This is a genomic window from Acinetobacter sp. ANC_7503 (assembly GCF_056780035.1).
The window spans coordinates 51,147-77,924 of the sequence record NZ_JBWYJA010000001.1 but is presented as its reverse complement, the minus strand read 5'-3'; the positions used below and the strand labels follow the sequence as shown (position 1 = coordinate 77,924).

The window sequence follows — 26,778 nt, the reverse complement described above, 5'->3', positions numbered from 1 at the left end:
TCATGACTGGCGTAAAATTTATTATTGATCGTGACTTCGATTACGGTATTAATGTAAATGAAACAGACGTGCGCTTAAATGCTGGCTCATTAGTTTTAATTGAGCCGGCACGCGATGGAGTAGCTGGTATTCCAACTCACTTGGTGAACTATGCCGCTGATCAAGCACGCACAATCACAGGTGCAACAATTAACAGTATTGAAGTGCGCAATACTTTAGCAGAAGTGGGTGGACTTGCAGAACGAACTTCGAAAGGCGGTCTTCACGGCATTTATCCTCAAGATATAACTAACCAAACTCCCCGAGGTGTTTTAAGTGGTGTTCTACCTACTGCAATTAATGATTACTGCATGGCACACCCAAACCATGCGTTTTATATTTCTTTAATGGGCGTAGTAACTAGAAATTCACTTGAAAATGCGTCTGCGTTTACTTTAGCTGGCGTGCGTAGTTTAAGTAATCCGATTACTGCTGCAAGATATACACCATCTGTTTATCAGCAAACTTCAAACGGGACAATTGTAGGAGCTAAGCCAGGTGACAACTTGATTGGTCGTCAAAATGCGGCAACCCCAAATTCACCCTGGCTGGCTGATGGTGCTCAAACGCTATTTAATCCTCAAGACTCTACGAATGTAAACAGTATTGCATTTGAGTTATTCACGATTGGTTCTCATTCAAATTCAAGCGTAATCGTAGGTCAACCATCTTGGATTTTGTATAGCCTCTATCTTGAAGATCTAACTGTGAGTGGTCAAACTTATGAACAAGCACATGAGAGTTCGCAAGCTGTATTCGACTTACGATTTGGTGAAGGTGGAATCTATTCAAATGACAGTTGGTCTACACCATAAAGCAGTTGCCGAAGCCATGACTTGGCTCGGCACACCATACCATCACCAAGGTCGTGTGAAAGGTGTGGGTGTGGATTGTGGAACGCTGATCTGTGAAGTCTATGAAAAAGTGGGCTTGATGGAACATTTAGATCCGCGTCCATATCCACCTGATTGGCACATGCACCAGCTCGGCCAACGATATTTGGAGCACGTTTTATCTGTGTGCTATGAAGTCGATAAGCCACAGCCTGGTGACATTGTTCTCTATCATTTTGGCAAGTGCATCAGTCATGGTGCAATTGTCGTTGAATGGCCAACAATCATTCATTCATACATCCATCAGGGGGTCATCCTGCAGGATGGTACCAAGGGAAGTCTAGCTCGCAGAATTGCGGGCTTTTTTCGTATGAAGAGGCTAAAAGAATAATGGGCGGAATACTTGGAAGTACGACGATCAGTACGTCTGATAAGCGCATCAATTCGATGCGCATTCAGCAATCTGCATATGGTCTGACTCAGCCGTTGGTCTATGGCAAAAATCGTGTTGCAGCCAATATGTTTTGGTACGGGGATTTTAAATCCACTGCTCATACTACGACGACTAAATCTGGTGGTAAAGGTGGAAAAACCAAGACCAAAAACACAACATATACTTATTCTGCATCTTTGATGCTTGGTCTATGTGAAAACAAAATTAAAGACATTGGCATCATTTGGCGTGATAAAGAACAGATCGTCACAAAAACCGAAGGCGGTGTGCAACTCAAGCCAATAGATCAAGTTGGATTTGAACTCTTTGATGGTGATCACAATCCTGTTTGGGGATATTTAGCATCCAAGCATCCTGATGAAGCAGTGCATTATCCGTTCCTTGGATATGTGGCATGTGCAAATTATGATCTAGGTGGTAGTGCAGCATTATCGAATCATAATTTTGAAGTGATTAGCGATATTACATTTTCAGAAACGATCCATGATGCGAACCCAGCGGATGTGATTGAAGACTTCATCACAAATCCACGGTACGGTGCAGCACCGAGTTTGAATATGGCAGATTTATCTGAATTTCGAACCTATTGTGCAGCCACTAATTTGTTGATTAGTCCTGCTTTGACAGAACAACGTGAAGCATTTGAAATCATCAATGAAATTGTGGAAGCGGTGAATTGTGCTGTGGTACCGAGTCCAGACGGCTTGAAAATCCGTTCATTCGGTGACAGTGCAGTGACGGGTAATGGTGTGACATTTACGCCAAATCTTGAACCGGTATATCACTTAACAGATGATGATTTCTTAGGTGAAGATCAGCCAGTACGTGTACGTCGAAGTCGTGATACAGATGCATACAACCACTGCCAAATTGAGTACGTGAATCGTTTTAACCAATACAATACTGAAACGGTTGAAGCAAAGGACCAAGCAAATATTGAAATGTTTGGGCTACGTACACAAGATCCAGTTAAGTTTGACTTTTTCTGTGAGCCAAAAATTGCTCGTCATGCGGTGCAATTGCTATTACAGCGAAAACTCTATGTTCGAAATGAATATGAGTTTGAATTGGGCTGGAAGTACTGCCGACTTGAGCCGATGGATATTGTGACGATTACGGATGAATCCTTAGGTTTGAATCAGTTTCCAGTACGAATCACACGAGTTGAAGAAGATGAAGAAGGAGTGCTTTCGATTACAGCTGAAGAGTTAGCCGTCGGATCTCGCTCAGCAGTTGAGTATGACCTGCAATCATCGAATGGGTATCAAGGTGGCAATGAAGAACCAGGTAATGTCAATGCACCGGCTATTTTTGAGCCTCCTTTAGAATTGACTGATGGTAAAAATCAGATTTGGGTAGCTGCGTCAGGTGGTATTAATTGGGGTGGCTGTAACGTCTGGGCAAGTATAGACAATACGACTTATGAAATGATCGGCACTATCTATGGTTCAGCGCGTTACGGTACATTAGTTTCAGCAATTGATGCAGATGACACATTGATGCAAGTTCAATTGAATACTTCTAGTCAAATCTTTGGTGGTACGCTTGAAGACGCTGAAGTTGATGCAACACTGTGTAAAGTCGGTGATGAATATATCAACTATATCGATGCAACCTTGGATGGATCAGGACGTTATACATTAAGTGGAATGCTTCGTGGGCGTTTTGACGATGCAGGCTCACACAATGCAGGTGAATCATTTGTTCGTATTGACCGAGCCATTTTTGAGTATGACTTCAACTCAAATATGGTTGGTAAGCAGATTTATCTGAAGTTCACAAGCTTCAATGGTCTTGAGCAAAAGGAAGAAACCTTGGATGAAGTGACGGCATACAGTTACACAATCAATGGTGGTCGTCCTGCAGGTGTTAAAGGTTTATCGCTGCAGTCTGCATTTGAAGGCACAAGCTTTAAAGTTCAATGGCAAAGTGCAGCTGGTGCGACAGGTTATATTGTGCAGATTTGGTCGAATGGTGTATTGCTTCGAACTGTTGATACAACAAATACCGACTATTCATACAGCATGGATGAAGCAAAAATCGATGGTATTCAACGTGCTTATACAGTACGTGTTGCAAGTAAAAACGGTTCGATTGTCAGCACTTTTGCAGAGCTGAATATCAGTAATCCAGTGCCACCACAATTGTTGAACGTGTACACATCGGCAACTGCAGATTCGATCACAGTGACTTGGATTCCAAGTGAAGTGCCTGATCTGAAAGATTACCAGGTGTGGATCAGTACCAATGCGAACTTTGATCCTGATACAACGGCAGCACGTTGGACAGGGACTGAAAATGCTTGCACGATTACTGGTTTGCAATCAACGACTACATATTATGTGCGTGCTGCTGCGCGAGACGTGTGGAAGCCGACCTCGTGGAACTATTCAACACGAATCACACAGGCAACTGCTGATAGTTAAAGTTTTCAACCATAAAGCACCTTCGGGTGCTTTTTTATTACCAAAATTTAGGGGGCGAGATGTCTGAAAAGGCGCAATTAGCCGTAGATGCTGCGGTTGCCGCGTCCACAGCTACAAAATTTACATATGGGTGTCTAGGAATAGGCACCCTTTTTTCATGGGTGGCAACTATCAACTGGATTCCTTGGCTGAGTCTGCTATTGGCATTTCTCACATTTCTAGTGAATTGGCATTACAAACGACTTGAAAACAAACGTGCTGAAGAAAAGCACAGAGGTAAAAATGAAATTAATTGATAATTGGAAACAGGCTTGGAAACTCAAGTCAGTACAAGTGGGCGCATTTGGCGCCTTTTTTTATGCCTTGATTTTATTCTGTGATCAGTTTGTGCAGGTGTGGAATGTTATTCCACCAGAGCTAAAAACCTACATTCCAGAACAATGGAAAGAATTTGTCGGGTGTTTTGTTGGTGTAGCAATGGTGCTCGCGCGCTTAAAAGCTCAACCTGAACTGCATGGCGTAAATCAGTTTGTAACTGTAACAGCAGGGCATTCAAATTCTGATCCTGGTGCGGTAAATGGCAGTCTTAAAGAAGCAGATTTAGTTGTAACCATTCGAAATGCTTTGGCTTATTACTTAAAGCACGCGGGCTTACAGGTTAAAACTGATGGTATCGGTACTCAGAACGATCCATTGTCTTCAGCACTCAAATTGATCAAAGGCTCTAAAATTGCTCTAGAGATTCACATGAATGCAGCAGCAAACAAAACTGCTGTTGGTATTGAAACAATCTCATTACCTAAAGATAAGAAATTGGCTCAAGAGATCTCTAAAGCCGTTCAGAAAATCACAGGTTCACGACTTCGTGGAGATAGTGGCTGGATTGATCAATCTAAATCGGCTCGAGGCAAATTGGCTTTCGTACAAAATGGAGGTTTAATCCTTGAAGTTGGTTTTATCTCTCATGATGCTGAAGCAAAGCTAATTCAAGATCAAGCATGGTTGATTGCCAGGGAAATCTCAAAAGTAATTATTGCTAATCAGTAAAGAGATAGCCCTCTAAATGAGGGCTAATTTATTTAAATATAATAAAATTTTTAAAATACAGTTTTCTGCCTGATTCACTATCTAATAATTTATATACATATAAATCATAATTATTCCTATGCTTTAAATCATATACATTTTGTTTGTAATCACCATCGAGCATTAATTTTCTGAAATATAAATTACGTTTTAAATCGAATGCACTTAGAATTTTTTTCATTTGCGACCTCTATCTCTATATACCTTGTGTAGATGACTTTCCAGAACCCAAATATCACCATCGATGACAACTTTATTGCCATCGTAAATAGATAAATTCTGGCCATAAAAATCTGTAATGTTATTTAGTTTCCCTTGATAATTATAGTTTGCCCAAGCACATCTACGATCACTGTGGTTTGACTCTTTGTGAAAAACGAGGATTACTTGAGGGTATTTAATCATCATGAGTTTAATTCTCGGCACTAATATAATCTGGTATTTCAACAAAGTAAGCTTGATTAGTAGCAATGCTTACCCATTGCAACGTCCCGATTTTATTAATGAGTTTAATATTATTGTTATCGTATAAGCTGATTAATACATTATTATCATCAAAAAACCCAACATATTGAATAGCTGGATTTCTGTGAAAGTTTTCATACATTTTATGGACTTTAACTTTAACAATATTCATTATTTATCCTAATCACCTAAAAGGAGTTAAACCTTTTAAATGATTTAAGAATTCTGAGTTATAAGTTATTTTTTAACTTCGACCTCAGTATGCTCTTTCGGAGCATCTTTAGTTTGTCTGTTCTCAGCATTTAATTGCTGTTCCTTATTTTTTTCTTGCTGAGTTTTTTGCGTATTATCGCCTGCAGGATTTGATTGTTGCTGGTTATGTTGTTGCTGGGTTTTAGAGTCACTTGACTTTGTGAAATTTGACATAATGATTGTCCTTGAATTGTCAATAGTATTATCGACAAACTCAGCATGTGCCTTATATTTATTAATAGATACCCTGAATATGTATCAAGATTTATAGTTTTAGAAATATTTATTATGAGTGCCTGATATTAATCGATTATTAATATAATATTTAAATTAATATATTTGTAATTTATAAAAACTCTTACTCATGCATTGTCATAAATTTATACATTAGCAATTTAGCAGTAATTTCCTCATCAAACTCTATTACCGCAGTCTAGTACGATTCAATCTATAGATTGAAATTTTTTCAATACTTTGCAAGTTATGCTATCCGCTGAATTCTCAAAAAAGAGAAATAGCAAAATTGGGTAGGAAACCTTATAGGTAAAGTATAAAATTTCTTTAGTAACTTACTAACAATTAATTCTGATGAAAATGATCACAGAATTATTTTCTAAGACGTAAATATCTTCAGTCTACAAAAAATGAAGAGTCTACAAAAAAATAAATTTGTAGACTGATTTGTAGACTGATGAAGTGCAATTACACCTAAGTGGTAACAAATGTATGCAACTATTAAATGATATTAACTTATTGAAAATACTGGTAATTGCAATATGATACAAGCGTTGCCAATTAAAACAAAATTAGGTGGATTCTACTTTTTCTACTATGCGATTGTCGGTACCTTCATGCCGTATTGGAGTCTATATCTGCAAGATCAGGAATTTAGCTTTTTAGAGATTGGGTGGCTTAGTGCAATTGCAATCATGACACGTTTTTTTGCGCCGTTTATTTGGGGGTGGGTGGCGGATAAAACGGGTAAAAGAATGCTATTGGTGCGAATCGCAACATGGATGGAAGCGAGTATATGGTTCCTCATTTTTATTATACCTAATAATTTTCAATCAATTGCTTTGTTAATGTTGATCTTCAGCTTTTTTCAAAATGCGATACTTGCTCAATTTGAAGGCGTTACATTATTTTGGTTAGGCGAAAAACGAAATGAACTTTATGGCAAAGTGAGAAAATGGGGATCGATTGGGTTTATTGTTGGTGTTTTCTTTATTGGTCTAATTCTTGAAATCATCGATATTCAGTATCTCCCGATTTTATTACTGAGTATTTCATTTCTAGCGTTCTTATGGTCATTTACAGTAAAAGAACCGAAGGGCGCACCAAAAGCCCAAAAAACACTTGAATCCATTATTCCAGTCTTAAAACAACCAGTTGTGAAAGCAATTTTCTTAATTGAGTTCATTATGTTGTTTGCTCAAGCACCATTCTATAGTTTTTATAGCAATTACTTACAGTCATCTGGATTTAGTACCACAGCAACAGGATTTCTTTGGTCAACAGGTGTTATTGCTGAAATCATGATGTTTGCCTATGCATCATTTTTTTTAAATCGTTTTACATGGCGTCAGTTGGTTGCGATCTGTTTATGGATGACTGGGCTTAGGTTTTTGATTGTTGGTTTATTTCCTGAAAGTTTTGTTCTCCAATTTCTCTCCCAGACAATGCATGCATTCAGTTTCGGTTTATTTCACTTATTGGCGATGCGCATTATTTTTGAGCACTTTTCTGCTGGGCAGCAGGGTAGAGCTCAAGCTTTGTATAGTACGATGTGGGGCTTGGGTGTGGCATCTGGAAGCGTATTGGCAGGACAATATTGGGAGCTGATTTCTGGCAGCTATATTTTTATCATTGCAGGAGCTTCAACGTTGATTGGTTTCATATTTTTATCCGCTTTACCAAATCTCAAGCCCACTGAAGCAAGATAGTGACTTATGATGTTTGAGTAAATAGTAATTGAGGATCCACGCATAATCTATTTCGTCCTTCAGATTTCGCTTGATAAAGGGCAACATCTGCACGATTAATCAATTGTTGGAATGGGGTGCCAGACGGAAGTTGTTGATAACTTAAACCTATGCTTACACTAATATTGAGATGTTGATTTTGCCTGATCATAATCGGTGTTTCTGCCACGCGGTCGCATATACGCTGTGCGATTTTAATGCAGGCTGGTAGGTTACTATCTTTAATTAAGATGGCAAATTCTTCACCGCCAACTCTACCGAATAAATCATTTGATCTAATTTGAGATCTGACGATATTGCTAAAGTCTTTGAGAACAATATCACCTATTTCATGTCCATATTGATCATTAATTTTTTTAAAGTGGTCAATATCGAGTAGTAGAATAGACACGCTGTGAATATTGGATTTCGCCTCCCTATGAGTTGAGTCTATCGTCTTTTCGCTTTCTTCATAAAAATATCGGCGATTCATAGTCGTTGTTAAACTGTCATGGTTCGCTAAATATAATATTTGGTGATATAGCTTTTGGCGATTCAAACTAATAATTGATAATGTTAGTGGGCCTAAAGCCAGCATGAAAAGACCGATGCGAACAGACAGTGTTGTCGAAATAAATGCTTCGGGAGATTCTGTTAGATAATATGCACTTAAGCTGTTGTATAAGAACATACATACAAAGCAGTTGATGATTGCAACCAACAATAAATTGTAGGTTAATGCTGCCCAGATGAGTGCTCCGATCGGGAACATGATGGCGCCAGGGCCAATAAAAAAGTGAGTTAGAATTACAGATACAACGACAAATATGAAGGGTAAGACAAGGGGCAAACTTAAACGTTGATTTTTTTGATTTACAAAATATTGTTGAACTGTAGTTTTGTTTGGTAATGCGAGAACAATAGGTAAAAAAGCGACAAAGTTAAGAATTTCACCACTCCACCACATGCCAAAATCAACCCAAATACGGCTGAGTTCCATAAAGCTGTTAGGAACATAAGGGATGGTTAAAATCGCAAAGGTTGGGCTCGCTAGGCACCCTCCAAAAGCACTAATTAAAAATAAGTAAACAAATGTAAGACCTTTATTGAATTCTTGATAATTGATTTTTAACCGGTTCAGTAGGTATAAGGTCACTAATGGGTTTAGCAAGTTAGCAAGAGTTAACAACCAAGTAAGTTGTAAAGTGTTGCCAGTACCTAGGTCTGCAAGCATATACCCAGAAAAGGCCCCAAGCCAGCCACCAAGATTATTGAGATAACTAAATCTTAAAAAAAGACCAAGTAGTACGGCATTTGCAGGCCAGAAAATTGCAAGAAATGAGAGAGGTCGACCAAGTATTCCAGCCAAAGCACAAAGTGTAATGATGAGCATGACAATCAAAAAAGATTGTGCATTGTTTTTAATCAGCTCTGTTCGTATCCATATGGTCATACTTAACGTATATTCCCTTGCATAAAATCTTATATTTTTAAGCTTTCTGTGAGGTATAGAATGAATATTATTCTGATAAGAATATATTTTTGGACTAATAAATCAATAGATCGCATTAAACTGCTGATGATTTAAAGTTCATCAATAGGGAATTCATTTTCTTATATAAAATTGTTCTTATCACGTTAATTCTATGAGTTTTCTTGCTGAAATGTGCTAATTTAGCTCTAAACGTTGACCTATAGATGTTGTATGAAAAAAACAGTTTTTTTTGCACCTTTACTTTTATTAATGACGTCTTTTTCTTCTGCCGATCAAAATGTCCAAGCGCAAGCTAAAGGTGCTGATTTACAACAGCCTGAAAATAATATTCGAATCAACATGCGCCCAGAAATTTTAGGTTTATGGGGAATGGAAATTCCAAATAATAAAAAATGTGTTGAGTATTATAATTTCCGTGGTAACAATGAGGTGGTCGTGAATAGTGCTAAAGAGTGGTCGGTCGGTTTATTTGAGTATCAACCATCTCAAGACAGCTCTTCGGGCTTGTTGCCTACCTTGGTCATGCAAGTCAATTATGAGAACAACGAAAAAGACTGCTCTGGTAATCAAGTAGATCAGGCAGGAGATTTGTCTCAATATTTTGTAAAATGGGACAATCCGAATCAAATCAATTTCTGTGCATCTGAAAAGGGTGGACAATGTTTTGCAAAACTTAATCGTATATTGCCTTAAGCTAAAATCTTTGCAGTCTATTCTTCAATAATAAAAAAGCCTCTTGAAAAAGAGGCTTTTTTATTCATCTTGTAAAGCTGTAATTACTCAGCTTCGCTATGTCCTTGTACCTGTTTCAACAAATGTTTCTCTAAGTAGTGAATATCCATAGCCTGTTCTGCAAAGTTTTTATCTTCAAGGATGAGATCTTTGTGTAGCGGAATATTGGTTTTGATTCCAGTTAAGATCATTTCATCTAAGGCTTGTTTCATACGAGCCAAAGCGGTTTCGCGATCTTTACCATGTGCGATTAATTTAGCAATCATCGAATCATAGTAAGGTGGAATGCTATAACCTGGATAGATATGAGAATCTAAACGGATGCCTGCACCACCAGGTGTGTAGAATTGCTCGATTTTACCTGGTGATGGAAGGAAGGTGGTTGGATCTTCTGCATTAATACGGCATTCAATTGCATGACCGTGTACTTTGATTTGATCTTGTTCTAGATTTAAACCAAGACCAGCGGCTACACGAAGCTGTTGTTCAATAATATCGACACCCGTTACCATTTCAGTCACAGGATGTTCTACTTGAACACGTGTATTCATCTCAATAAAGAAGAACTCACCATCTTCAAATAAGAATTCGAACGTGCCTGCGCCACGATACTGCATTAATTCGCATGCTTTTACGCAAGCTGCTAAAATTTCAGCACGAGCTTCTTCTGGAAGGTTCGGAGCAGGAGCTTCCTCAAGAACTTTTTGATGACGACGTTGTAATGAACAGTCACGATCATATAAATGTACGGCGTGACCATTACCATCGCCAATCACCTGTACTTCAACATGGCGTGGCTTTTGAAGGAAACGTTCCATGTAAACCGTATCATCACCGAACCACATTTCAGCATCACGTTGAGCTGCTTGTACAGACTCCAACAGTGTATCAACACGTTCAACAATTCGCATACCGCGACCGCCACCACCAGCAGCAGCTTTAACGATAAGTGGGAAGCCAATCTCTTTTGCTTCGGCCAAGGCATTGTTTGGTGTTACAGCATGAGCTGAACCTGGAACGGTTGGTACACCAGCTTTACGCATCGCCATAATCGCTGACACTTTATTCCCCATAAGGCGAATATGTTCAGGACGTGGACCAATAAAGATAAAACCAGAACTTTCTACAATCTCAGCAAATTCAGCATTTTCTGATAAAAAGCCATAACCTGGATGAATTGCATCTGCACCAGTCACTTCCGCTGCTGTAATAATTGCAGGAATATTTAGATAACTTTCGCTACTTGCACCAGGACCAATACAAACGGCTTCATCAACAAAGCGTAAATGCATGAGGTCTTTATCGGCATCCGAGTAGATACCGACTGTTTTAATACCGAGTGTTTTGCAAGCACGTGTAATACGCAGTGCAATTTCACCTCGGTTGGCAATGAGAACTTTTTGCAACATACCAACCCCCAACGATTACGCGCGGTAGCGGAATAAAGGTTGACCGAATTGGATTACATCACCATTTTTAACTAAAATTTCTTCAATCACACCACTTTGAGTTGCCTCAATTGGGTTCATGATTTTCATTGCTTCAATAATTCCAAGCGTTTCGCCTGCTGAAACAGTTTGTCCTACATTTACAAATGGTGCTTCGCCTGGACTTGGTGCAGCATAGAACACGCCAACCATTGGTGAGGTTTCAACAGCACCACGAGAAGCTGGTTTCACAACTGGAGCTTCTGGCGCAGCAGATTGTATTGGTGCAACACCAGCGGCTACGATAGGATTACGACGCGCTAAAGCAATGGATTGATCACCTTCTTTTACTTCAATAGATTGAAGATCCGATTCAATCATTAAGTCGATGAGCTTTTTAATTTTGCGAATATCCATGAATTCGTATTCCTAAGGTTAAAGATGTGTAGAAGTTTGAATTTTTTGCACGGCATGAGTTAATGCAAATGAATAACCCTGTGCGCCTAGTCCACAAATGACACCGACAGCTTTATCTGAGAGATAAGAGTGGTGTCTAAATGCTTCACGTGCGTGAACATTTGAAAGGTGAACTTCAATAAATGGGATCGCAACACCTAATAGGGCATCACGTACTGCTACTGAGGTGTGGGTCAGTGCAGCAGGATTGATGATGATAAATTTTATACCATCAATTTGGGCTTGATGAATTCGGTCGACAATGGCACCTTCCCAATTGCTTTGGAAGGTTTCAAGTTGAATTGAAATTTCTTGAGCTTGCTGTATGAGTTGATGATTGATATCGTCTAAAGTTAAATGTCCGTAAACTTCAGGTTCTCGCTTTCCTAGCAAATTTAAATTTGGTCCATGTATGACCAAAATGGTCGAACTCATGAAGACAGCTCCAATATGAAAGTTGCAATATAACCTTGCAAGATGTCTGCAAAGTTTGCATATTATGGCATGTTTTTAAGCTTTTCATTTATATTTTGTTTCAAAAATAGCAAAAAAACAATGTCGTCAATGAGTTGTATTTTGAGAACTTTGCAGTCAATTGGCAATGTTAAAAAATTACATTTTTCTTTTAATTCTTCGAGTCTGCTATTTTAAACCGAATTGACCAAAAGTATTCATTTGTTTTGTGTAACCGCCATATGTGAGTCATCAATAGTCAGCATTTCTGACCATGAGGTGGTATAGCGTGGAGAGTGGTGCAATTGCTTCATTTTCCATTGTTGTTGATTGGTATGATAGCCCACTTGAATACAATGCTTTCCAAAGCGGTTTTTCATAGCGCCAATTGTTGTCATGAGTGAATCTCGCTGCTGGATTAAATCATGAGGCTGCCAAAGGTCATGTGTATGTGTTTTTTTAGCACTCAAAGCAGAAAACATGACGGAAACTTTTACATAAAGTATATTTTCTTTAAATAAAACATCAATTTGCTGTTGTGCTGCATGGGTCAGGATTAATAAATCATCCGTCGGATATTCCAAACCAATTACATGAGAATGTGATTTCTTGAATGGTTTTACTGGAATTTTTTCATAAAGAGACACATGGACACAGGCGCATAATTGTTCTTGCTTGCTTAAACGTTCATGAGCCCGACTTAAATGAAAAATCATGGCTTGCTTGATTAATGCTTTATCCTTTAATGCTGATGCAAAACTTCGTGATGCTAAGATTCGTTTAGACGGTAAATCAGGATCTTCTAGTGAAATACAGGACTGACCTTTTAGCTCACGAATGGTACGCCCCATGAGCACTGAAAACTGCTTCATCAAATAGTGTTCATTGGCAAAAGTTAAGTCATAGCAATTATAAATACCGTAACTTTCAAGTTGTTTACTAATTTTTCGACCTACGCCCCAAATTTCCGATACTGAGGTTTCTATAAGTAATTGATCAAAACTGCATGGATCCAAATCCAATAAAGAACACACTCGGTTAAAACCAGAACGTTTTTTGGCAAAGTGATTGGCGAGTTTAGCTTGTGTTTTACTGTAACCAATCCCGATACAACAAGGTAAACCGATCCATTGTTGAATACGGTCGACTAATTCTCGACAAAATTTTTCTAAATCAAAAAGACTTTGATAATGTGTTAGACGAATAAAACATTCATCAATTGAATAGGGCTCTAAATCTGAATCTGCATGAAAGTGTTGCTCTAAAATAGTGAAAAAACGACTAGACATATCGCCGTAGAGGGCATAGTTGCTTGAGAATACTTTAACACCAGCTTTAAGCATATCTTTTTCAATTTCATACCATGGCACGGCCATGCCAATATTGAGAGCTTTCGCTTCCTCACTACGGGATACGACACAACCATCGTTATTACTTAAAACAACGACCGGTTGACCATTTAAACTTGGATTAAATACACGCTCACAACTGACATAGCAGTTATTAATATCAATGAGCGCAAAAATCTCTTGATGATAAATATTTTGCATAGGAGTAGGGTGAACTGCTTAGATCAATTTATTTCAGTTTTTTTAAAATACAAGTCACTACACCCCAGACCATGATTTGTTCTTCGCTACGAGGATAGATGTCAGGGTAGTCTGGATTCTCGGCTTTTAACCATAAAAGGATCGTTCCATCATTTTGTTTTTCTAACATTAATCTTTTTACTGTAAATTCATTATTAATCAGTGCCAAGACGATATCACCATGTTCTGCATTCAAACTCCGGTCAATCAAGATTTGATCACCAACTTCAATCCCTGCATTTTTCATTGATAAAGAATTTACGCGTAGTATAAAAGTAGATGCTACGTTGTGAACCAAGTATTCATTTAGATCAATATGTCCTTCTACATAATCTTGTGCTGGGGAAGGGAAGCCTGCTGCCACAGATTCAATAGGATAGGCGATTTTTAAACGTGTTCTAAATTGGATTGGTGAAATTTCAATTTGTTGATTGAAATCATCTTCAGGTCGTATTTTTAACCATTCTTTAATTTGAATCACTTTTGATTCAGGAACACGCATTACTACTGTTTTTTCTGAAAACTGTGATTTTCGACCTGCATTGGCACGTTTACCACCATGTAGAGAAGCGGTATTTGTTGCTGAAATATTTGAATTGCTGCTCATATGAAATTCCCCCCATTTAATCTTGAATATGTAACAAAATCAAGATAGCAAAAAAAACATTGTAAAAACAGATTGTTTCGTCGGATTGATTGTGCTTATACGACACTATGCTTAAAATTAGGTCTGAATTTATGATGAAAATGGAATCATCCATGTTGCAAGATTTTATTGAAGAGCAAAAATTAGTCTGTGAGGAGTTTGATTCTGCTTACATCAAAGTGAATGAAGATGATGTTGTTGCTGTGGCTAAGCATACTTTAGATCAAGAGCCAATCGTCGGTTTGCGTAATAAGCCTGAACCAGGTGAGAAAGTGGCATGGTTTATTTATGGTGGTGAATTAGGCGAGGGCGAAGATTTTTTTGAGACGATGACGGTGAAAGAGCTTGAAGAAATTTTACCCGATGCCATTCCATTTCTTGCATTGGAAACAGGTTTCCGTTTTATGATTGATCGAGATGATTATGAGGATGTTTGGAAAGCTGAGCCTGATTTAGGAATCTAATGCGCATGTTATGGGTGAGGTTGATTTTTGTAGGTTTAAGTTTTTTTGTATCACAACAGGTTGTAGCGAATGATTTGATTGATGCACAACAGATGGTGTATCAGCAAAAACTGGATCATGAAATGCAGCTGATCGAACAAACCAAGCAGATTTTAGATGATGAACACAGTACAGCCACACCGATGGAGCAACAACTTGCTTTATGTGGAAGGTTAAAGGCCTATCTAAACATTGTTGGTTTAGCAGACGAGTTTATTCAAGTTGAACAAGCACATGTAATGAAACGTATTGCGCAATTTTATTTAAATCAGCAATCTACGAGTTTTCAACAATCGGGCATGACAATTGATGATTGGTGTAGCGCAAACTAGCAAATTTGTCAGATATTGATATGAATTTGGACTGAATTGATAACTCGAACTTTATTATAATTTTTTGCGTTGAGTTGACGTATTCCAATTTCCCTGATTGACACGCGACATCTTAACCATCATTAGTCTAGGTGATGTCTAAACCCGCTGCATAGCGGGTTTTTTAATGTCTATTTCACTGATTAATTCATTTTTTAAAGCTACGAACTGACTCGATATGCTATGTAAATCAAAAAGTAGTTTTGGTTTACAGACAATTGGCAGGCTTTGGTATTCCGGCTAATCGACTTAGATGGCGAGCAACTAGGCCTGTTTTAAACTTTTCTTGCAATACTGCATTATCAATGTCAGCGCTGACGTGTTTCATTAAAAATTTGATTAAGGGACGAGTTGCAGGAGAATGACCAAATTGAGCGTAGAACTGACGCACCGCATGCAATACTTCGAAATGCCAAGCTGTTAGCTCAAGCTCGAGCGTATTCGCGAGTACTTGCGCTACATTTTCATTCCAAATGGTATAGTCAACTAAATGACCATCTTGATCGAGTTCAAGGGATAATTCAGTGGTCATGGTAAAACCTAAGTCAATAAATTTGTTTTATTTAAGGCTAATACAGCGTGTAAAGCCCAGAATGATATCTGCAAAAGTGGTGTAATCAATCACTTCAATTTGAAAATACTCGCCGTTCAATAGATGCGAAGGTAATAACTCAGCATCTCGATCTAAAACGTAGACCTTGTTTTGAATCGTAAGTACAGATGGTGTAAACAATGCCAACACCGCATCCCCCATAAGCACTAAAGCATCATTAGTATCCAGTGTTTTTTGAACCTGTTGAATACAATGTTCAGTATTTGCAAATTGAGATTGTATTAAATAAAGCGTTTTATCGGTCATATGAGTTACCAATACAGCACATGGTCAAAGCTTTGAATTAACTCTTTATTAAATTCAATAAATTTAATTTCATGCGTAGTATGTTGAACAAAGGGATTATCTTGTTGATTGGATTCAACCAAAATAGGGCTTAGATCGTAAAACTCAAAGCTATCGACGAGGTTGGAAGCCAGTTTAAACGCATGTTTAATGGGTTCGAAGCTTAATTCGGAACGGAGTAAACTTAAGGCTGCGCCTTGCAATAAAACTTTTACTTCAGCGCCAAAAGTTGCTAAAACCATGGTTGCAGAAAGGCTCTCATGAACTTGTAGCGAGTTGAGATTTGATTGGGTTAATATAACCAGTACAGATTTCACACAATTTACCTTTCAATTGCAACAATCAATGAAAAATGAATAATTTAGAATTGAACTAGACGTGCTGAAGATGAGACAGCATCTGCCAATTCACCGAGTCCTACCAGCTGAAAACCTTCGGCCAGATTATGGGACTCAATGTGATGGCGTTGAGCATTTTCAGCATCAGTGATTCCACGTGCTAGGGCAGCACTTACGCAAACAGGAAGTTTGATATTTAATTTTTGCCACTCTTGTGTGAGACTTCTTTGATCATCTGGCGACCACTGTAAGTTGTTTGCAACTTGAACGCCGTCTTGATAAAAGAAAACTCGAAAAATTTCGCCTTTCGCTTGCAATGATTGTGCGAGTCCTAATGCATGCCAAGCATGGATTGAGCTAGGTGCCGAGGTAATTAGTAATAACGTACTCATTTAAAACTTCGCATAGGGTGACCAAACTGAAAATAGCTTGTTCAGGCTTTTAAACAAAAAGGTAGTATACAATGATTTTAGTGACAGGTGGATTAGGCTTTATAGGTTCACACGTTGTTTTAAGCTTATTGGCACATGGTCAAGAAGTCGTCATTGTAGATAATCTTGCCAATGCGAATTTACAAACACTTGAACGTCTTGAATATATTTCTGGAATGTATGTACCTTTTGTAAAGCTAGATGTTAGAAATACGCCTGCTCTGAATAAAGTTTTTGAGCAGTACTCAATCCGTGCTGTTATACATACTGCAGGATTTAAGTCTTTAGAGGAGTCTCGCTTAAAACCGCTTGAATATTATAATGATAATGTCAGTTGCATTATGAGTCTGATGCGTGCAATGCAACGAACAGGTGTACGAACATTATTGCATCTTTCAAGTATGGCGGTTTATGGCACTTCGAGTTTGAATTTAAATGAAGAGCATCCTCTCAATTTTGCCAATCCAAACCCTTATATTAAATCCCAGCAAATGATTGAAGAGATCATCCGTGATACCTCTAAAACGGACGAAGAATGGAGTATTGTGATCCTGAGACTAGCAAATGTAGCTGGTGCTTTTGAACATGGAGTTTTGGGTGAAGTGGTTGCCCCTTTACCTAAAAATATTTTGCCTTTGGTGTTACAAGTCGCAGCCATGCAGCGCGATTCCATTCAATTACAAAAGAATGCCAAGACAAAAGACCAAACGGTTGAACGAAGTTTTGTGCATGTCATTGATGTGTGCGAGGCAGTCATTGCAACTTTAAAGTGGTTATTTAATCAAAGATCAACGTGCGAAGCATTTGATATCGCAGGTCAGCCAAGTTCAATTCAAAACTTGATTAATACTGTAGAAAAAGTGACTGAAACAAAAATTAGAACTGAGGAAACTGATTATGTTTTCCAAGAATTAGATCAAATTGGTTCGAATAGTTTAAAAGCATTTGAATTATTGCAATGGAAAGCACATCGATCACTAGAACAAATGATTGAAGATCAATGGCGATACTATCAAAGCACCTTTAATAATTAAAATGATAATCATTTACATTTATGGTTTTTTTGATTAGCATCAAATCAACGGTGGATCAATCTGAATCAAACATGATTCTTCCAATGAATAGCGAAATATTTGAGGCTGATATGCAAACACGTATAGAACACGACACGATGGGTGATGTAGAAGTACCAAGTGATGCGATGTGGGGGGCTCAAACCCAGCGCAGTTTGCAAAATTTCAAAATTGGCGGTGAGCGACTTCCTCGTGCGATGATCCGTGGTATGGGGCTGGTCAAAAAAGCGGCTGCACTTACCAATGCTGAGTTAAATCAGATTCCTGCTGAATTGGCGAATTATATTGTGCATGCTGCAGAAGAAGTAATCACGGGGCAATGGGACAGTCAATTTCCATTAGTGGTATGGCAAACAGGTTCTGGTACTCAAAGTAATATGAACTGTAATGAAGTCATTGCAAATATTGCGAATCAAAAACTGGGTAATCCGCTTGGAGCACAGAAACCCGTTCATCCAAATGATCATGTTAATCGAGCTCAATCTACAAATGATTCGTTTCCAACAGCGATTCATGTCGCTGCTAGTTTACAGATCAATGAGTTACTGATTCCAGCAGTTCAAGCTTTACGTGAAACTTTACATCAGAAGTCTAAAGAATTTTCAAATATCGTTAAGATTGGGCGTACACATTTACAAGATGCAACGCCGTTAACTTTAGGCCAGGAATTCAGTGGTTATGTATCCCAACTCGATCATGGATTAAAGCGTCTAGAGCAAGCTTTAGAAGGGTTATATGAATTGCCATTAGGAGGTACAGCTGTAGGGACAGGTCTAAATGCTCATCCTGATTATGCTATAAATGCAGCAAAGAAATTGGCTGAGCTTACGGGTTTACCTTTCGTGACTGCACCAAATAAATTTGAAGCACTAGCTGGACGTGATGCTGCAGTATTTGCTTCTGGCGCACTGAAAACACTTGCTGCGAGTTTAAATAAGATTGCCAATGATATTCGTTGGTTAGCGAGTGGTCCTCGTTGTGGTTTTGGGGAGATTCGTATTCCTGAAAATGAACCAGGTTCGAGTATTATGCCAGGTAAGGTGAATCCTACTCAAAGTGAAGCTATGACGATGGTTGTTGCGCAGGTTTTGGGTAATGACACGACGATTAATATCGCTGGTGCTTCAGGTAATTTTGAATTAAACGTTTTTATGCCGGTTATTGCTTATAATTTACTGCAATCAATTCAGCTGCTAGGTGATGCATGTAATAGCTTTAATGAGCATTGTGCTGTGGGGATTGAGCCGAACCAAGATAAGATTGATTATTTCTTGCATAACTCGTTGATGTTAGTGACTGCATTGAATCCTGTGATTGGTTATGAAAACGCGGCAAAAGTTGCTAAGACAGCATATAAGGAAGGTAAAACACTTAAACAAGTTGCTGTAGAGCTGAATTTAGTCACAGCTGAGCAGTTTGATGAAGTTGTTGTACCTGAGAATATGGTTTCACCTAATGTGAAGTGATTTTGATTTGGTGAATTTTATGATTTGAATGTTGATAACATATATTGACAAGCAACTGTCTTTAATATATTGACCAATTATTCATTTCAGAATACTATTTATATAACGACCTTTCATACGTCACTTAAGGCTTTTACAAAGGAGACAATCATGAATAATTATAAAGCTCGTCTAATCCTTGAAGAAGGCTATGGATTAGGTTGAGACTCATTTAAATTTGTGTAATAAAGCATCCATTAGGGTGCTTTATTTTTGAGTAAAATAAAATTGAATTACTTTTATACTTATCTTTTGATTATTCCATATGTCACTGTAATTGCTTATTTTTATATTTATCGTAGAGATAATTTCTTTATTAAGATTAGAAGTAGTAATCAACTCCTTCTCATCTTAATTTTATTAGGTATCACGTTTGTAGAAATATTAATTTGGAAAAGTTTTTTTGAAGATTATAAATTTCTAAATTTTGATATAGAAAATACAGATGGGCAGTTTAAAACGACAGCATTAGTTACGGTTTTAGCAGCTATAGCTGCCGTTTTTGGTTGGATTTTTACTTCAAGGGTGCAAATTATAAACACTATAAGAAGTCATTCAGTACAAGTATTGATGAATAGTAGGAATTCTACTGCGTATATTGCTAAGGTTGATATTGCAACCAAAATAAGAAGGAATTTGGGGAAGGATCAAAACGTAGAGTCGAAAGATAAAGTGCAATTGACTAGAGAAAAATTTAATTCATTGGAAGATGAGGAAAAATCGGCTGTAACATATTTATTAAATTTTTTGGAATTTGTAGCAATTGGAATCAGACATAACAACTTAGATGAAGACTTAATAAAAAGTAGTTTCAAATCAATACTTAAAGCTAATTACAACCTCTTCCAACCTGTAATTGAATATTTAAGAGAGATTGATAGTCCTAAAATTTACAATCAACTCGAAATTTTGCATAAAAGGTGGGAAGAGAACAAAAAACCAGAATGTATCAATTGTAAGCAAGGTATTGATGATGAAGTTCATAATAGAAAGAAACATAAATTTAATAATCTTCGGAACATTACATTAACAATTTTAACGGGCTCAGGGTGGCTAATAATGATAGCTATCATGAGATTAATAGAGAAATTAACGAAATATACAACAGAGGAAGATTTATTATGCGATAACTGCAAAACATTAAAAAAATAAGTAAAAACTTCATCACATAGTCATGTAATTATTATGAGATTGATTAACTCGTCACAATTGTTAAAATACACATTGCTTTTAATTGCTGTTGTATCAAAGTTCTTATCTTAGACTTAAGACAGCCAATCTACGGAAATTTTCAATGCTCGATATATATTTAACAGATGTTCAAAAAAATGTTCAATTTCAAGATTATCCAGGTGAACATCCTGTTAAATTTATTCTTAACTTTAAAAAAATCTTCCCAAGTATTATGGAATTACTCCTTCCTGTTCTACCTAAAGATGAAAATCTAGAAGACATGACATGGGAATCAACAACAAAAGATTTTGAAACCTTCAAACTGCTACTGACAGGTTGGGGTGTGATTGAACTGCGTCTGAATGCCATTACACAATTCAAAAATCGTGAATTTGCAGATCAGCTAGTAAAAACTGCTCAACAAAAAAGAGCGAAGTTTTCTAAAGAACAACCTAAGCTCAATACGGTAGATTTAGACTATTTGTTCATGCATGAAGTCCATACGGCGATTGATGCTGAATTAGTGGAGTTAGGTGAAAAATTCTATTTGCCAACCTTACGCTCCCTATGGAAAAACCAAGTATCGGCTCAGGTTCTTGAAGCTAAATTTTAAGCTTACATATGCCAAGACAAGCCCTCTATTATGGAGGGCTTTTTACTGTTGGGTAAAAAAAATACGAATAAAATCAGATCTTCTAATTAGGGTTCAAAATGGATAGATGTTGGTCTGATAAATGCTTAATGTAACACTACAACATATTTGATTTGTTGAATATTTAATCTCATGTTAAGTATTTCTAATGAATTAAAAGTCAGAGTATCGTATTTCCCCGAGGAAATACCAAAGGATTTCAGAAAATGTCGAATCAATTTTTAGATTTAATTCAAAAACGCCGTACGATTTATGCTTTAGGAAAAGCAGTTGAACAATCTCCTGAGTACTTAACAGATCTTATTCAGAATGCGATTAAACAAAGCCCATCATCTTTTAACTCTCAATCTTCACGTGCGGTAATTTTATTTAACGCTGAACATGAAAAGTTTTGGGGCTTTGTGAAAGAGAAGCTAAAGTCATATGCGAAGGACGAGGCGAGTGCAGCAAAAACTTCTGCAAAAATGGATAGCTTTGCTGCAGGCGTAGGCACTGTATTATTTTTCGAAGAAATGGATACGATCACTGACTTACAAGAGAAATATCCTTCGTATGCGGAAAACTTCCCAATTTGGGCGGAACATTCAACAGCAATGGCACAGTTTGCGGTTTGGACAGCTTTGCATACAGAAGGTTTAGGTGCAAACCTTCAACATTATAATCCGATTGTAGATGATCAAGTCCAATCTGAATGGGCTGTACCGGCTTCGTGGAAACTACGCGCACAATTAGTATTTGGATCTAAAGAAGGAGAGGCTTTCGATAAAGGCTGTATTGATGACGCCACACGTTTTAAAATGTTTAAATAAAATATGGAAAAGCACTCATTGGAGTGCTTTTTTTAAACCCATAAATAGCCTAAGCAATACTCATATTTCTAACTTTATTCCCATGTAATACATAATATAAGACAATGCAAAATAAAGTACCAATAGCACTATATAAATAGAGTTGTTGGTAACTGATCAAATCTAAAGCTAAACCTAAGAAATAAGGACCGAATCCCAAACCTGCATCTAAAAAGATAAAATAAGTTGAGGTTGCAAATCCCATTCGTTCCAAACTAGTACTTTTCACTGCAATCGTTTGGCAAATTGACTGGATATTACCGTAGCCTAAACCTAATAATCCTGCGCAAATCAACAAAAGGCCCGAACTGTTAGCTTGGCTCAACAAGAAGAATGCAAGTGCCATAATGAGAAAGGCCGGATACATAATTATATTTTCGCCTTTTTTATCCATCAGTGGTCCCGTAATAGGACGAGAGAGCAGAATCGTCAACGCATAAATGAGAAAGAAAAATGATGCTGCTTCAACCAGATCAATTTCTTTGGCATAAAAATTAATAAACGATAGAACACCAGAGTAAAAGAGGGAGCTTACCAACATGATCAGAGCAATGGGTAAGGCGCTCTTTTCAATATATTGAGATAGAAAACTATTTTGAGTATGGGCCTGATCAGGTATAGACGAAACCTGTTGCAATTGAGGAACTTGAATAAATAAAGCTGTAATTAAACATAAAACTGCAAGGATTGAAGATAGGGCAAAAATAATGTTGTAACTGACATGAAGCATTAGCCAGATTGCCAAAAATGGTCCAATTGCAGTTCCTAAAGTACTACTCATACTGTAGTAACCTATACCTTCACCACGACGAGTAGCTGGAATAATTTGAGCGATAATTGTGCCAAATACGGTGGAGGCAACCCCCATCATAAAGCCATGCAAGAATCGAACGATTAATAAAGTTCCAACCTCTAAATGGAGAAAATAAAAGCCTGAAAATATGAGAAATCCAGTGAGTCCGACCAGCATGGTGACTTTAGAACCGAATTTAACGAGGAATTTAGCCACCAATAAACGACCAATCAGTGTACCCACAATAAAAAATCCTGATACTAAACCAGCCTGCGCCGTCGTCGCTCCAAGTTCTGCTATCGAAAATCCCACAATGACAATGACGAGAAGATAAAAAGTCAGTACCAATTGAAAGTTAATTAAACTGACCAAAATAAAGTTACGTGTCCAAAGAGGCTGATTAACTTGATTTGAGGAAGTACTCATAACTCCTCCACGATATTTAAGCTTTTATAACGCTCTAAAATAGACAAAAACAGTTGAAGTGTCTCAGCACTTTGAGCAATGTCTTCAGGATTTACTTGATTCAAAAACTGTTGTTCAAATTGATCAATCTGAATTGTACAAATTTGATAAAGATCTCTACCTTTTTCGGTTAATTGAATTAATTTTTGGCGTTTATCAGATGATTCTAAAAACTGAATAACATCTAATTTATGTAAAGTATTAATGCGTTTTGCAATTGATGGTTTCGAAACATTGAGTTCATGAGCCAAATCAATTGAAGTGATGGAGTCATGATCATAGATATGATAAATCAACTGCCACATTGAATAGTTCAGTTGGTATTGAGCCAAGATATCATTTAAACGGTCACTAAAGAGTCGCGCACTTCGCAGCAATACGACACGGAATTTGGGAGAGTTTTGCATATAGTTAACCAAGCTAACTAGTTTGTTGGCTTGAATTTACGCTCAATTATTAGACGAATCAAGCGTAATGAACTTATTGATAATCAGGGTATTGAAAATATTAGTTTTTTTGTTTTCTAAAAGTACTTGGTCGAATAGGACGGGTCCCGCGCCATAGACCACGTTTATTGCGTTTTGCATTATCTTGCAGCGAGATCATATATTTTAATTGCTTTGGATCACGTATGTATTCTTCGTAAACCCACGCACCACCACGCCTCACTAATTCTTCATTCATATTCTTGCGATAGAGGTAGACCACACCTACGCAACGTCCATAACGATCAATATCAGTGATTTTTACACGAACAATTTTACCTTGAACCATTTTCTTAACTAAACGTTGAGATTCAAGCCCATAACTTTGATTAGATTCAGGCGCATCTACAAAAGCAAAGCGTAATTTAGTTTTAGAACGTCTCAAATTCAAACGATGGCAGGAGAGGGTGTCACCATCACTCACCGCTGTAACACGGCACCAATAAGTTTTTCCTTTTTTAAAAGGTTTAAATACTTGAAGAAGATAAATTCTTACTTGTCTAAAAATGATAAGAAGTAATAAGCATAAAATCGCACCTAGCCCAATAAGCCATGATGCAGGGAGTTGATCAAACATAGAAAACACAAGAGAAAACAAGCCTTAATATGATAAATCAACTCGAAGTGAGTGTTTGATTCAATATTGAACAGATGGTGTTCACACAGATTTTCAACTAAATAGCCTAAGCAAAAATTTTATTAATTTCTGAAATTAAATATTCAAACTTTTGATGTGATGCTAATTGTGAGTTCCAATAAATTCCCATTTTCATTAAAGGAAATTCAACAGGAAGTTCAGAAATTTTTAAATCTTGAGGTAATTTCAAATTTTTTAAAATACTAAAAGGTAAGGTTAGCAATGTGTCAGGATACTCCTTCAAAATTTGTAGTGCTGTTGAATAGTGTTGACAGCGTAAAAAAATATCACGTTGAATATTCAACTTTTTAAAATGTAAATCTTCAATAAGCACACCAGAATGCCTTGATGAAACACCAATATGTTGGGCATGTTTGTATTGTTCTAAATTTTCGATGGTTGTCAAACCACATATGACAAAGCGATCATTCACTAAAGGGTTAAAATAAATTTTCTCATCAACTTTCTGTTGAAGATCGACCACTAAATCAAGTTGCTGTGACAATAAATCTTTTGCCCAATTAGTTCGGTCTAATTTGATACTTTGAAACCGTGTCGCCAGTCCAAGATCACGAAAATGACGAATTAACTGCGGAAAAATTAAAGGCTCAATTTCATCATGAATTGCTATACGAATAGATTGAATCGTCAGTGGATCAAAAGATATATGATGAGTCGAGATATGCTGAATTGCGATTAATGTTTCTTTTATTCGTGGATAAATTTGATGTGAAAAGGGTGTCGCAACCATCTTTATACCACTTCGGATAAAAAGATCATCTTTCAATTGTAATCTTAATCGCTGTAAAGCGTGACTGGCTGCAGATTGTGTAATACACATCAAATTTGCGGCTTTACTGATACTTTGATGTTCGTATATCGCAATAAATAATGGATATAGATTGATATCAATGTGTGAAAAAGCGCTCAGATCCACAGATTCCTGATGAATTCTATTCATAAAGTAATATTTAAATAAATCATTTCATTCATAGTAGGTTTCAAGCTATGTTGATGTAAAGCGTGATGAGAATATAGTTCGAGGGATTAATGTTTCAATTAACGGAAAAAGCTAAACACTTTTATGATTTAGCACAACACTTTATTCAAGACGAAATAGAGCCTATAGAACAAGAATTTTGGCATAAAGCTCATCAATTAAATTCAAGTGATGATTGGACATCATGGATGTGGCCAGCAGAACTTGAAGTACTCAAACAAAAAGCTAAATCGCAAAATTTGTGGAATCTTTTTTTACCAGACCCAGAATTTGGTCAAGGTTTAACAGTTCAAGAATATGCACACATTGCTGAGTTAACTGGCCGTAGTTTATTGGCTCCTACGGTTTTCAATTGTAATGCGCCAGATAGCGGTAATATGGAGTTAATTTGGCGCTATGGCTCAGAACAACAAAAAGAGCAATGGTTAAAACCTCTCTTAGACGGAAAAATTCGATCCGTATTTTGCATGACTGAACCAGAAGTTGCTTCTTCAGATGCGACGAACATGCAAGCCACTGCTGTAATTGAGGGAGACGAAATTGTTTTAAATGGACGCAAATGGTGGTCTTCGGGTTTAGGCGATCCTAATGCAAAAATCATTATATTTATGGCACATACACCAGACGCAAATAAAGGTCGACATCAACAACATTCAATGGTTTTAGTTCCAGTTGAAACTGAGGGCGTAAAAATTGAAAGAATGTTACCTGTATTTGGTGATTATGATGCGCCACACGGTCATGGAGAAGTAACCTTTAATAATGTTCGTGTTCCAGTCACTCATTTTATTGGTGGAGCAGGTCAAGGGTTTGAGATTGCACAGGGGCGACTTGGTCCAGGACGTATTCATCATTGCATGCGTTGTATCGGTGCTGCTGAGAAATCATTGGAATTAATGATTGATCGTGGAATGCAAAGAAAAGCATTCGGTAAGGAAATTTTGAAACTTGGTGGTAATTTGGAAAGAGTCGCGGAAGCGCGTGTTGCCATCGATCAAGCACGTCTTTTGACCTTATATGCGGCATATAAAATGGATAAACTGGGCAATATGGCTGCACTCACTGAAATCTCTGCAATTAAAGTCGTTGCACCTAGTGTTTTGGAAAAAGTTGTCGATATGGCAATGCAAATTCACGGCGGTGCAGGTCTATCTAGAGATACGCCATTGACAGGTTTTTTTGCACAAGCGCGTGCATTACGTTTGGCAGATGGGCCAGATGAGGTGCATAAAGGCATGATTGCAAAATTGGAACTTGCGAAACGTGGTTTTTCAACTCGTCATTCTCAATAA

At 37.4% G+C, this 26,778-nt stretch carries 31 protein-coding genes; 15 read left to right on the top strand and 16 right to left on the bottom strand.

The annotated features are described in order from the left end of the window. Window positions 1-2: 2 nt before the first annotated feature. From AC1M9M_RS00365 to AC1M9M_RS00345, 5 genes are read left to right on the top strand one after another with little or no spacing between them, the layout of a single operon-like run. Window positions 3-854: a hypothetical protein gene (locus AC1M9M_RS00365; RefSeq protein WP_481595295.1), complete on the top strand. Its 852-nt coding sequence runs from the start codon at window positions 3-5 to the stop codon at window positions 852-854. Then, window positions 832-1,263 (top strand): NlpC/P60 family protein, encoded by a 432-nt coding sequence (locus tag AC1M9M_RS00360; protein WP_481595294.1) that lies wholly within the window; start codon window positions 832-834, stop codon window positions 1,261-1,263. Before AC1M9M_RS00365 ends, AC1M9M_RS00360 begins: the two co-directional genes overlap by 23 nt. Continuing rightward, window positions 1,263-3,752 (top strand): phage tail protein, encoded by a 2,490-nt coding sequence (locus tag AC1M9M_RS00355; protein WP_481595293.1) that lies wholly within the window; start codon window positions 1,263-1,265, stop codon window positions 3,750-3,752. Before AC1M9M_RS00360 ends, AC1M9M_RS00355 begins: the two co-directional genes overlap by 1 nt. Before the next feature lie 59 nt (window positions 3,753-3,811). Beyond that, window positions 3,812-4,048 carry a holin gene (locus AC1M9M_RS00350; RefSeq protein WP_481595292.1) on the top strand — a complete coding sequence of 79 codons (237 nt, stop codon included), beginning with the start codon at window positions 3,812-3,814 and terminating at the stop codon, window positions 4,046-4,048. Further along, window positions 4,035-4,799 (top strand): N-acetylmuramoyl-L-alanine amidase, encoded by a 765-nt coding sequence (locus AC1M9M_RS00345; protein ID WP_481595291.1) that lies wholly within the window; start codon window positions 4,035-4,037, stop codon window positions 4,797-4,799. The genes AC1M9M_RS00350 and AC1M9M_RS00345 overlap by 14 nt, the downstream gene beginning before the upstream one ends. A gap of 451 nt (window positions 4,800-5,250) precedes the next feature. On the opposite strand, the gene AC1M9M_RS00340 is transcribed toward AC1M9M_RS00345, so the two are convergent. Together AC1M9M_RS00340 and AC1M9M_RS00335 are read right to left on the bottom strand one after the other, a co-directional pair. Then, entirely contained in the window at window positions 5,251-5,475 is a 225-nt protein-coding gene (locus AC1M9M_RS00340) for a hypothetical protein (protein ID WP_481590017.1), read from the bottom strand. Between the two features lie 65 nt (window positions 5,476-5,540). Continuing rightward, the gene (locus AC1M9M_RS00335) at window positions 5,541-5,729 is read right to left on the bottom strand and encodes a hypothetical protein (protein WP_481595290.1); all 189 of its coding nucleotides are present in this window, start codon (window positions 5,727-5,729) and stop codon (window positions 5,541-5,543) included. 605 nt (window positions 5,730-6,334) lie between these two features. Here AC1M9M_RS00335 and AC1M9M_RS00330 point away from each other — a divergent pair. After that, complete coding sequence (locus AC1M9M_RS00330; protein ID WP_481595659.1) at window positions 6,335-7,498, top strand: MFS transporter; 1,164 nt, start codon at window positions 6,335-6,337, stop codon at window positions 7,496-7,498. Window positions 7,499-7,502: 4 nt separating this feature from the next. Here AC1M9M_RS00330 and AC1M9M_RS00325 read toward each other — a convergent pair whose 3' ends face one another. After that, window positions 7,503-8,969: a GGDEF domain-containing protein gene (locus AC1M9M_RS00325; protein ID WP_481595289.1), complete on the bottom strand. Its 1,467-nt coding sequence runs from the start codon at window positions 8,967-8,969 to the stop codon at window positions 7,503-7,505. Window positions 8,970-9,221: 252 nt separating this feature from the next. Here AC1M9M_RS00325 and AC1M9M_RS00320 point away from each other — a divergent pair, with 252 nt between their 5' ends. Beyond that, window positions 9,222-9,704 (top strand): hypothetical protein, encoded by a 483-nt coding sequence (locus AC1M9M_RS00320; protein ID WP_035270703.1) that lies wholly within the window; start codon window positions 9,222-9,224, stop codon window positions 9,702-9,704. 83 nt (window positions 9,705-9,787) lie between these two features. Here the strand turns inward: AC1M9M_RS00320 and accC are convergent, their stop codons facing one another. From accC to AC1M9M_RS00295, 5 genes are all read right to left on the bottom strand, one after another. Continuing rightward, window positions 9,788-11,152 (bottom strand): acetyl-CoA carboxylase biotin carboxylase subunit, encoded by a 1,365-nt coding sequence (gene accC / locus AC1M9M_RS00315; protein ID WP_035267832.1) that lies wholly within the window; start codon window positions 11,150-11,152, stop codon window positions 9,788-9,790. Window positions 11,153-11,167: 15 nt separating this feature from the next. Continuing rightward, on the bottom strand, window positions 11,168-11,587 hold the full coding sequence (gene accB / locus AC1M9M_RS00310) for an acetyl-CoA carboxylase biotin carboxyl carrier protein (protein WP_035267829.1): 420 nt from the start codon (window positions 11,585-11,587) through the stop codon (window positions 11,168-11,170). An 18-nt stretch (window positions 11,588-11,605) separates the two neighbouring features. Further along, on the bottom strand, window positions 11,606-12,061 hold the full coding sequence (gene aroQ, locus AC1M9M_RS00305; protein WP_481595288.1) for a type II 3-dehydroquinate dehydratase: 456 nt from the start codon (window positions 12,059-12,061) through the stop codon (window positions 11,606-11,608). Between the two features lie 236 nt (window positions 12,062-12,297). Next, a complete protein-coding gene (locus AC1M9M_RS00300; RefSeq protein WP_481595287.1) occupies window positions 12,298-13,629 on the bottom strand; it encodes a Y-family DNA polymerase in 1,332 nt (443 codons plus the stop codon). 28 nt (window positions 13,630-13,657) lie between these two features. After that, window positions 13,658-14,275 (bottom strand): LexA family protein, encoded by a 618-nt coding sequence (locus AC1M9M_RS00295; protein ID WP_257219868.1) that lies wholly within the window; start codon window positions 14,273-14,275, stop codon window positions 13,658-13,660. A 152-nt stretch (window positions 14,276-14,427) separates the two neighbouring features. On the opposite strand from AC1M9M_RS00295, the gene AC1M9M_RS00290 reads away from it, so the two are divergent. Both AC1M9M_RS00290 and AC1M9M_RS00285 read left to right on the top strand, forming a co-directional pair. Beyond that, on the top strand, window positions 14,428-14,778 hold the full coding sequence (locus AC1M9M_RS00290) for an immunity protein Imm33 domain-containing protein (protein WP_035267817.1): 351 nt from the start codon (window positions 14,428-14,430) through the stop codon (window positions 14,776-14,778). Further along, on the top strand, window positions 14,778-15,149 hold the full coding sequence (locus AC1M9M_RS00285; protein WP_481595286.1) for a hypothetical protein: 372 nt from the start codon (window positions 14,778-14,780) through the stop codon (window positions 15,147-15,149). The genes AC1M9M_RS00290 and AC1M9M_RS00285 overlap by 1 nt, the downstream gene beginning before the upstream one ends. A 247-nt stretch (window positions 15,150-15,396) precedes the next feature. Here AC1M9M_RS00285 and AC1M9M_RS00280 read toward each other — a convergent pair whose 3' ends face one another. Genes AC1M9M_RS00280 through tusD form a run of 4 tightly spaced genes read right to left on the bottom strand, consistent with a single transcriptional unit; the run spans window position 15,397 to window position 16,816 of the window. Beyond that, a complete protein-coding gene (locus AC1M9M_RS00280) occupies window positions 15,397-15,720 on the bottom strand; it encodes a TusE/DsrC/DsvC family sulfur relay protein (RefSeq protein WP_035267814.1) in 324 nt (107 codons plus the stop codon). A gap of 27 nt (window positions 15,721-15,747) precedes the next feature. After that, on the bottom strand, window positions 15,748-16,047 hold the full coding sequence (locus AC1M9M_RS00275) for a DsrH/TusB family sulfur metabolism protein (RefSeq protein ID WP_035267811.1): 300 nt from the start codon (window positions 16,045-16,047) through the stop codon (window positions 15,748-15,750). Window positions 16,048-16,052: 5 nt separating this feature from the next. Further along, window positions 16,053-16,403, bottom strand: coding sequence for a hypothetical protein (locus tag AC1M9M_RS00270; protein ID WP_035267809.1), 351 nt, complete (start codon window positions 16,401-16,403; stop codon window positions 16,053-16,055). 44 nt (window positions 16,404-16,447) lie between these two features. Further along, entirely contained in the window at window positions 16,448-16,816 is a 369-nt protein-coding gene (tusD, locus tag AC1M9M_RS00265; RefSeq protein WP_035267807.1) for a sulfurtransferase complex subunit TusD, read from the bottom strand. Between the two features lie 71 nt (window positions 16,817-16,887). On the opposite strand from tusD, the gene AC1M9M_RS00260 reads away from it, so the two are divergent. From AC1M9M_RS00260 to AC1M9M_RS00240, 5 genes are all read left to right on the top strand, one after another. After that, on the top strand, window positions 16,888-17,889 hold the full coding sequence (locus tag AC1M9M_RS00260; protein WP_481595285.1) for an NAD-dependent epimerase/dehydratase family protein: 1,002 nt from the start codon (window positions 16,888-16,890) through the stop codon (window positions 17,887-17,889). A 110-nt stretch (window positions 17,890-17,999) separates the two neighbouring features. Beyond that, window positions 18,000-19,394: a class II fumarate hydratase gene (gene fumC / locus AC1M9M_RS00255; protein ID WP_481595658.1), complete on the top strand. Its 1,395-nt coding sequence runs from the start codon at window positions 18,000-18,002 to the stop codon at window positions 19,392-19,394. Between the two features lie 252 nt (window positions 19,395-19,646). Continuing rightward, on the top strand, window positions 19,647-20,585 hold the full coding sequence (locus AC1M9M_RS00250; protein WP_481595284.1) for a DUF4760 domain-containing protein: 939 nt from the start codon (window positions 19,647-19,649) through the stop codon (window positions 20,583-20,585). 142 nt (window positions 20,586-20,727) lie between these two features. After that, complete coding sequence (locus tag AC1M9M_RS00245) at window positions 20,728-21,219, top strand: hypothetical protein (protein ID WP_481595283.1); 492 nt, start codon at window positions 20,728-20,730, stop codon at window positions 21,217-21,219. A 245-nt stretch (window positions 21,220-21,464) separates the two neighbouring features. Then, window positions 21,465-22,067, top strand: coding sequence for a nitroreductase family protein (locus tag AC1M9M_RS00240; protein WP_481595282.1), 603 nt, complete (start codon window positions 21,465-21,467; stop codon window positions 22,065-22,067). Between the two features lie 49 nt (window positions 22,068-22,116). Here AC1M9M_RS00240 and AC1M9M_RS00235 read toward each other — a convergent pair whose 3' ends face one another. The 4 genes from AC1M9M_RS00235 to AC1M9M_RS00220 form a co-directional block, all read right to left on the bottom strand. Further along, window positions 22,117-23,325, bottom strand: coding sequence for an MFS transporter (locus AC1M9M_RS00235; RefSeq protein ID WP_481595281.1), 1,209 nt, complete (start codon window positions 23,323-23,325; stop codon window positions 22,117-22,119). Next, window positions 23,322-23,771, bottom strand: a complete 450-nt coding sequence (locus AC1M9M_RS00230) for a MarR family winged helix-turn-helix transcriptional regulator (protein WP_179997997.1) — start codon at window positions 23,769-23,771, stop codon at window positions 23,322-23,324. Before AC1M9M_RS00230 ends, AC1M9M_RS00235 begins: the two co-directional genes overlap by 4 nt. A 100-nt stretch (window positions 23,772-23,871) precedes the next feature. Continuing rightward, a complete protein-coding gene (locus AC1M9M_RS00225; RefSeq protein ID WP_481595280.1) occupies window positions 23,872-24,426 on the bottom strand; it encodes a thermonuclease family protein in 555 nt (184 codons plus the stop codon). A gap of 106 nt (window positions 24,427-24,532) precedes the next feature. Then, on the bottom strand, window positions 24,533-25,447 hold the full coding sequence (locus AC1M9M_RS00220) for a LysR family transcriptional regulator (RefSeq protein ID WP_481588128.1): 915 nt from the start codon (window positions 25,445-25,447) through the stop codon (window positions 24,533-24,535). An 89-nt stretch (window positions 25,448-25,536) separates the two neighbouring features. Here AC1M9M_RS00220 and AC1M9M_RS00215 point away from each other — a divergent pair, with 89 nt between their 5' ends. Beyond that, a complete protein-coding gene (locus AC1M9M_RS00215; protein WP_481595279.1) occupies window positions 25,537-26,778 on the top strand; it encodes an acyl-CoA dehydrogenase family protein in 1,242 nt (413 codons plus the stop codon).

What these genes read in the sequence shown, in the direction of transcription:
- AC1M9M_RS00365 (WP_481595295.1), top strand. Translation starts at nt 3, where the DNA reads ATGACTGGCGTAAAATTTATTATTGATCGTGACTTCGATTACGGTATT.
- AC1M9M_RS00360 (WP_481595294.1), top strand. Translation starts at nt 832, where the DNA reads ATGACAGTTGGTCTACACCATAAAGCAGTTGCCGAAGCCATGACTTGG.
- AC1M9M_RS00355 (WP_481595293.1), top strand. Translation starts at nt 1,263, where the DNA reads ATGGGCGGAATACTTGGAAGTACGACGATCAGTACGTCTGATAAGCGC.
- AC1M9M_RS00350 (WP_481595292.1), top strand. Translation starts at nt 3,812, where the DNA reads ATGTCTGAAAAGGCGCAATTAGCCGTAGATGCTGCGGTTGCCGCGTCC.
- AC1M9M_RS00345 (WP_481595291.1), top strand. Translation starts at nt 4,035, where the DNA reads ATGAAATTAATTGATAATTGGAAACAGGCTTGGAAACTCAAGTCAGTA.
- AC1M9M_RS00340 (WP_481590017.1), bottom strand. Translation starts at nt 5,475, where the DNA reads ATGAATATTGTTAAAGTTAAAGTCCATAAAATGTATGAAAACTTTCAC.
- AC1M9M_RS00335 (WP_481595290.1), bottom strand. Translation starts at nt 5,729, where the DNA reads ATGTCAAATTTCACAAAGTCAAGTGACTCTAAAACCCAGCAACAACAT.
- AC1M9M_RS00325 (WP_481595289.1), bottom strand. Translation starts at nt 8,969, where the DNA reads ATGACCATATGGATACGAACAGAGCTGATTAAAAACAATGCACAATCT.
- AC1M9M_RS00320 (WP_035270703.1), top strand. Translation starts at nt 9,222, where the DNA reads ATGAAAAAAACAGTTTTTTTTGCACCTTTACTTTTATTAATGACGTCT.
- accC (WP_035267832.1), bottom strand. Translation starts at nt 11,152, where the DNA reads ATGTTGCAAAAAGTTCTCATTGCCAACCGAGGTGAAATTGCACTGCGT.
- accB (WP_035267829.1), bottom strand. Translation starts at nt 11,587, where the DNA reads ATGGATATTCGCAAAATTAAAAAGCTCATCGACTTAATGATTGAATCG.
- aroQ (WP_481595288.1), bottom strand. Translation starts at nt 12,061, where the DNA reads ATGAGTTCGACCATTTTGGTCATACATGGACCAAATTTAAATTTGCTA.
- AC1M9M_RS00300 (WP_481595287.1), bottom strand. Translation starts at nt 13,629, where the DNA reads ATGCAAAATATTTATCATCAAGAGATTTTTGCGCTCATTGATATTAAT.
- AC1M9M_RS00295 (WP_257219868.1), bottom strand. Translation starts at nt 14,275, where the DNA reads ATGAGCAGCAATTCAAATATTTCAGCAACAAATACCGCTTCTCTACAT.
- AC1M9M_RS00290 (WP_035267817.1), top strand. Translation starts at nt 14,428, where the DNA reads ATGTTGCAAGATTTTATTGAAGAGCAAAAATTAGTCTGTGAGGAGTTT.
- AC1M9M_RS00285 (WP_481595286.1), top strand. Translation starts at nt 14,778, where the DNA reads ATGCGCATGTTATGGGTGAGGTTGATTTTTGTAGGTTTAAGTTTTTTT.
- AC1M9M_RS00280 (WP_035267814.1), bottom strand. Translation starts at nt 15,720, where the DNA reads ATGACCACTGAATTATCCCTTGAACTCGATCAAGATGGTCATTTAGTT.
- AC1M9M_RS00275 (WP_035267811.1), bottom strand. Translation starts at nt 16,047, where the DNA reads ATGACCGATAAAACGCTTTATTTAATACAATCTCAATTTGCAAATACT.
- tusD (WP_035267807.1), bottom strand. Translation starts at nt 16,816, where the DNA reads ATGAGTACGTTATTACTAATTACCTCGGCACCTAGCTCAATCCATGCT.
- AC1M9M_RS00260 (WP_481595285.1), top strand. Translation starts at nt 16,888, where the DNA reads ATGATTTTAGTGACAGGTGGATTAGGCTTTATAGGTTCACACGTTGTT.
- fumC (WP_481595658.1), top strand. Translation starts at nt 18,000, where the DNA reads ATGCAAACACGTATAGAACACGACACGATGGGTGATGTAGAAGTACCA.
- AC1M9M_RS00245 (WP_481595283.1), top strand. Translation starts at nt 20,728, where the DNA reads ATGCTCGATATATATTTAACAGATGTTCAAAAAAATGTTCAATTTCAA.
- AC1M9M_RS00240 (WP_481595282.1), top strand. Translation starts at nt 21,465, where the DNA reads ATGTCGAATCAATTTTTAGATTTAATTCAAAAACGCCGTACGATTTAT.
- AC1M9M_RS00235 (WP_481595281.1), bottom strand. Translation starts at nt 23,325, where the DNA reads ATGAGTACTTCCTCAAATCAAGTTAATCAGCCTCTTTGGACACGTAAC.
- AC1M9M_RS00230 (WP_179997997.1), bottom strand. Translation starts at nt 23,771, where the DNA reads ATGCAAAACTCTCCCAAATTCCGTGTCGTATTGCTGCGAAGTGCGCGA.
- AC1M9M_RS00225 (WP_481595280.1), bottom strand. Translation starts at nt 24,426, where the DNA reads ATGTTTGATCAACTCCCTGCATCATGGCTTATTGGGCTAGGTGCGATT.
- AC1M9M_RS00220 (WP_481588128.1), bottom strand. Translation starts at nt 25,447, where the DNA reads ATGAATAGAATTCATCAGGAATCTGTGGATCTGAGCGCTTTTTCACAC.
- AC1M9M_RS00215 (WP_481595279.1), top strand. Translation starts at nt 25,537, where the DNA reads ATGTTTCAATTAACGGAAAAAGCTAAACACTTTTATGATTTAGCACAA.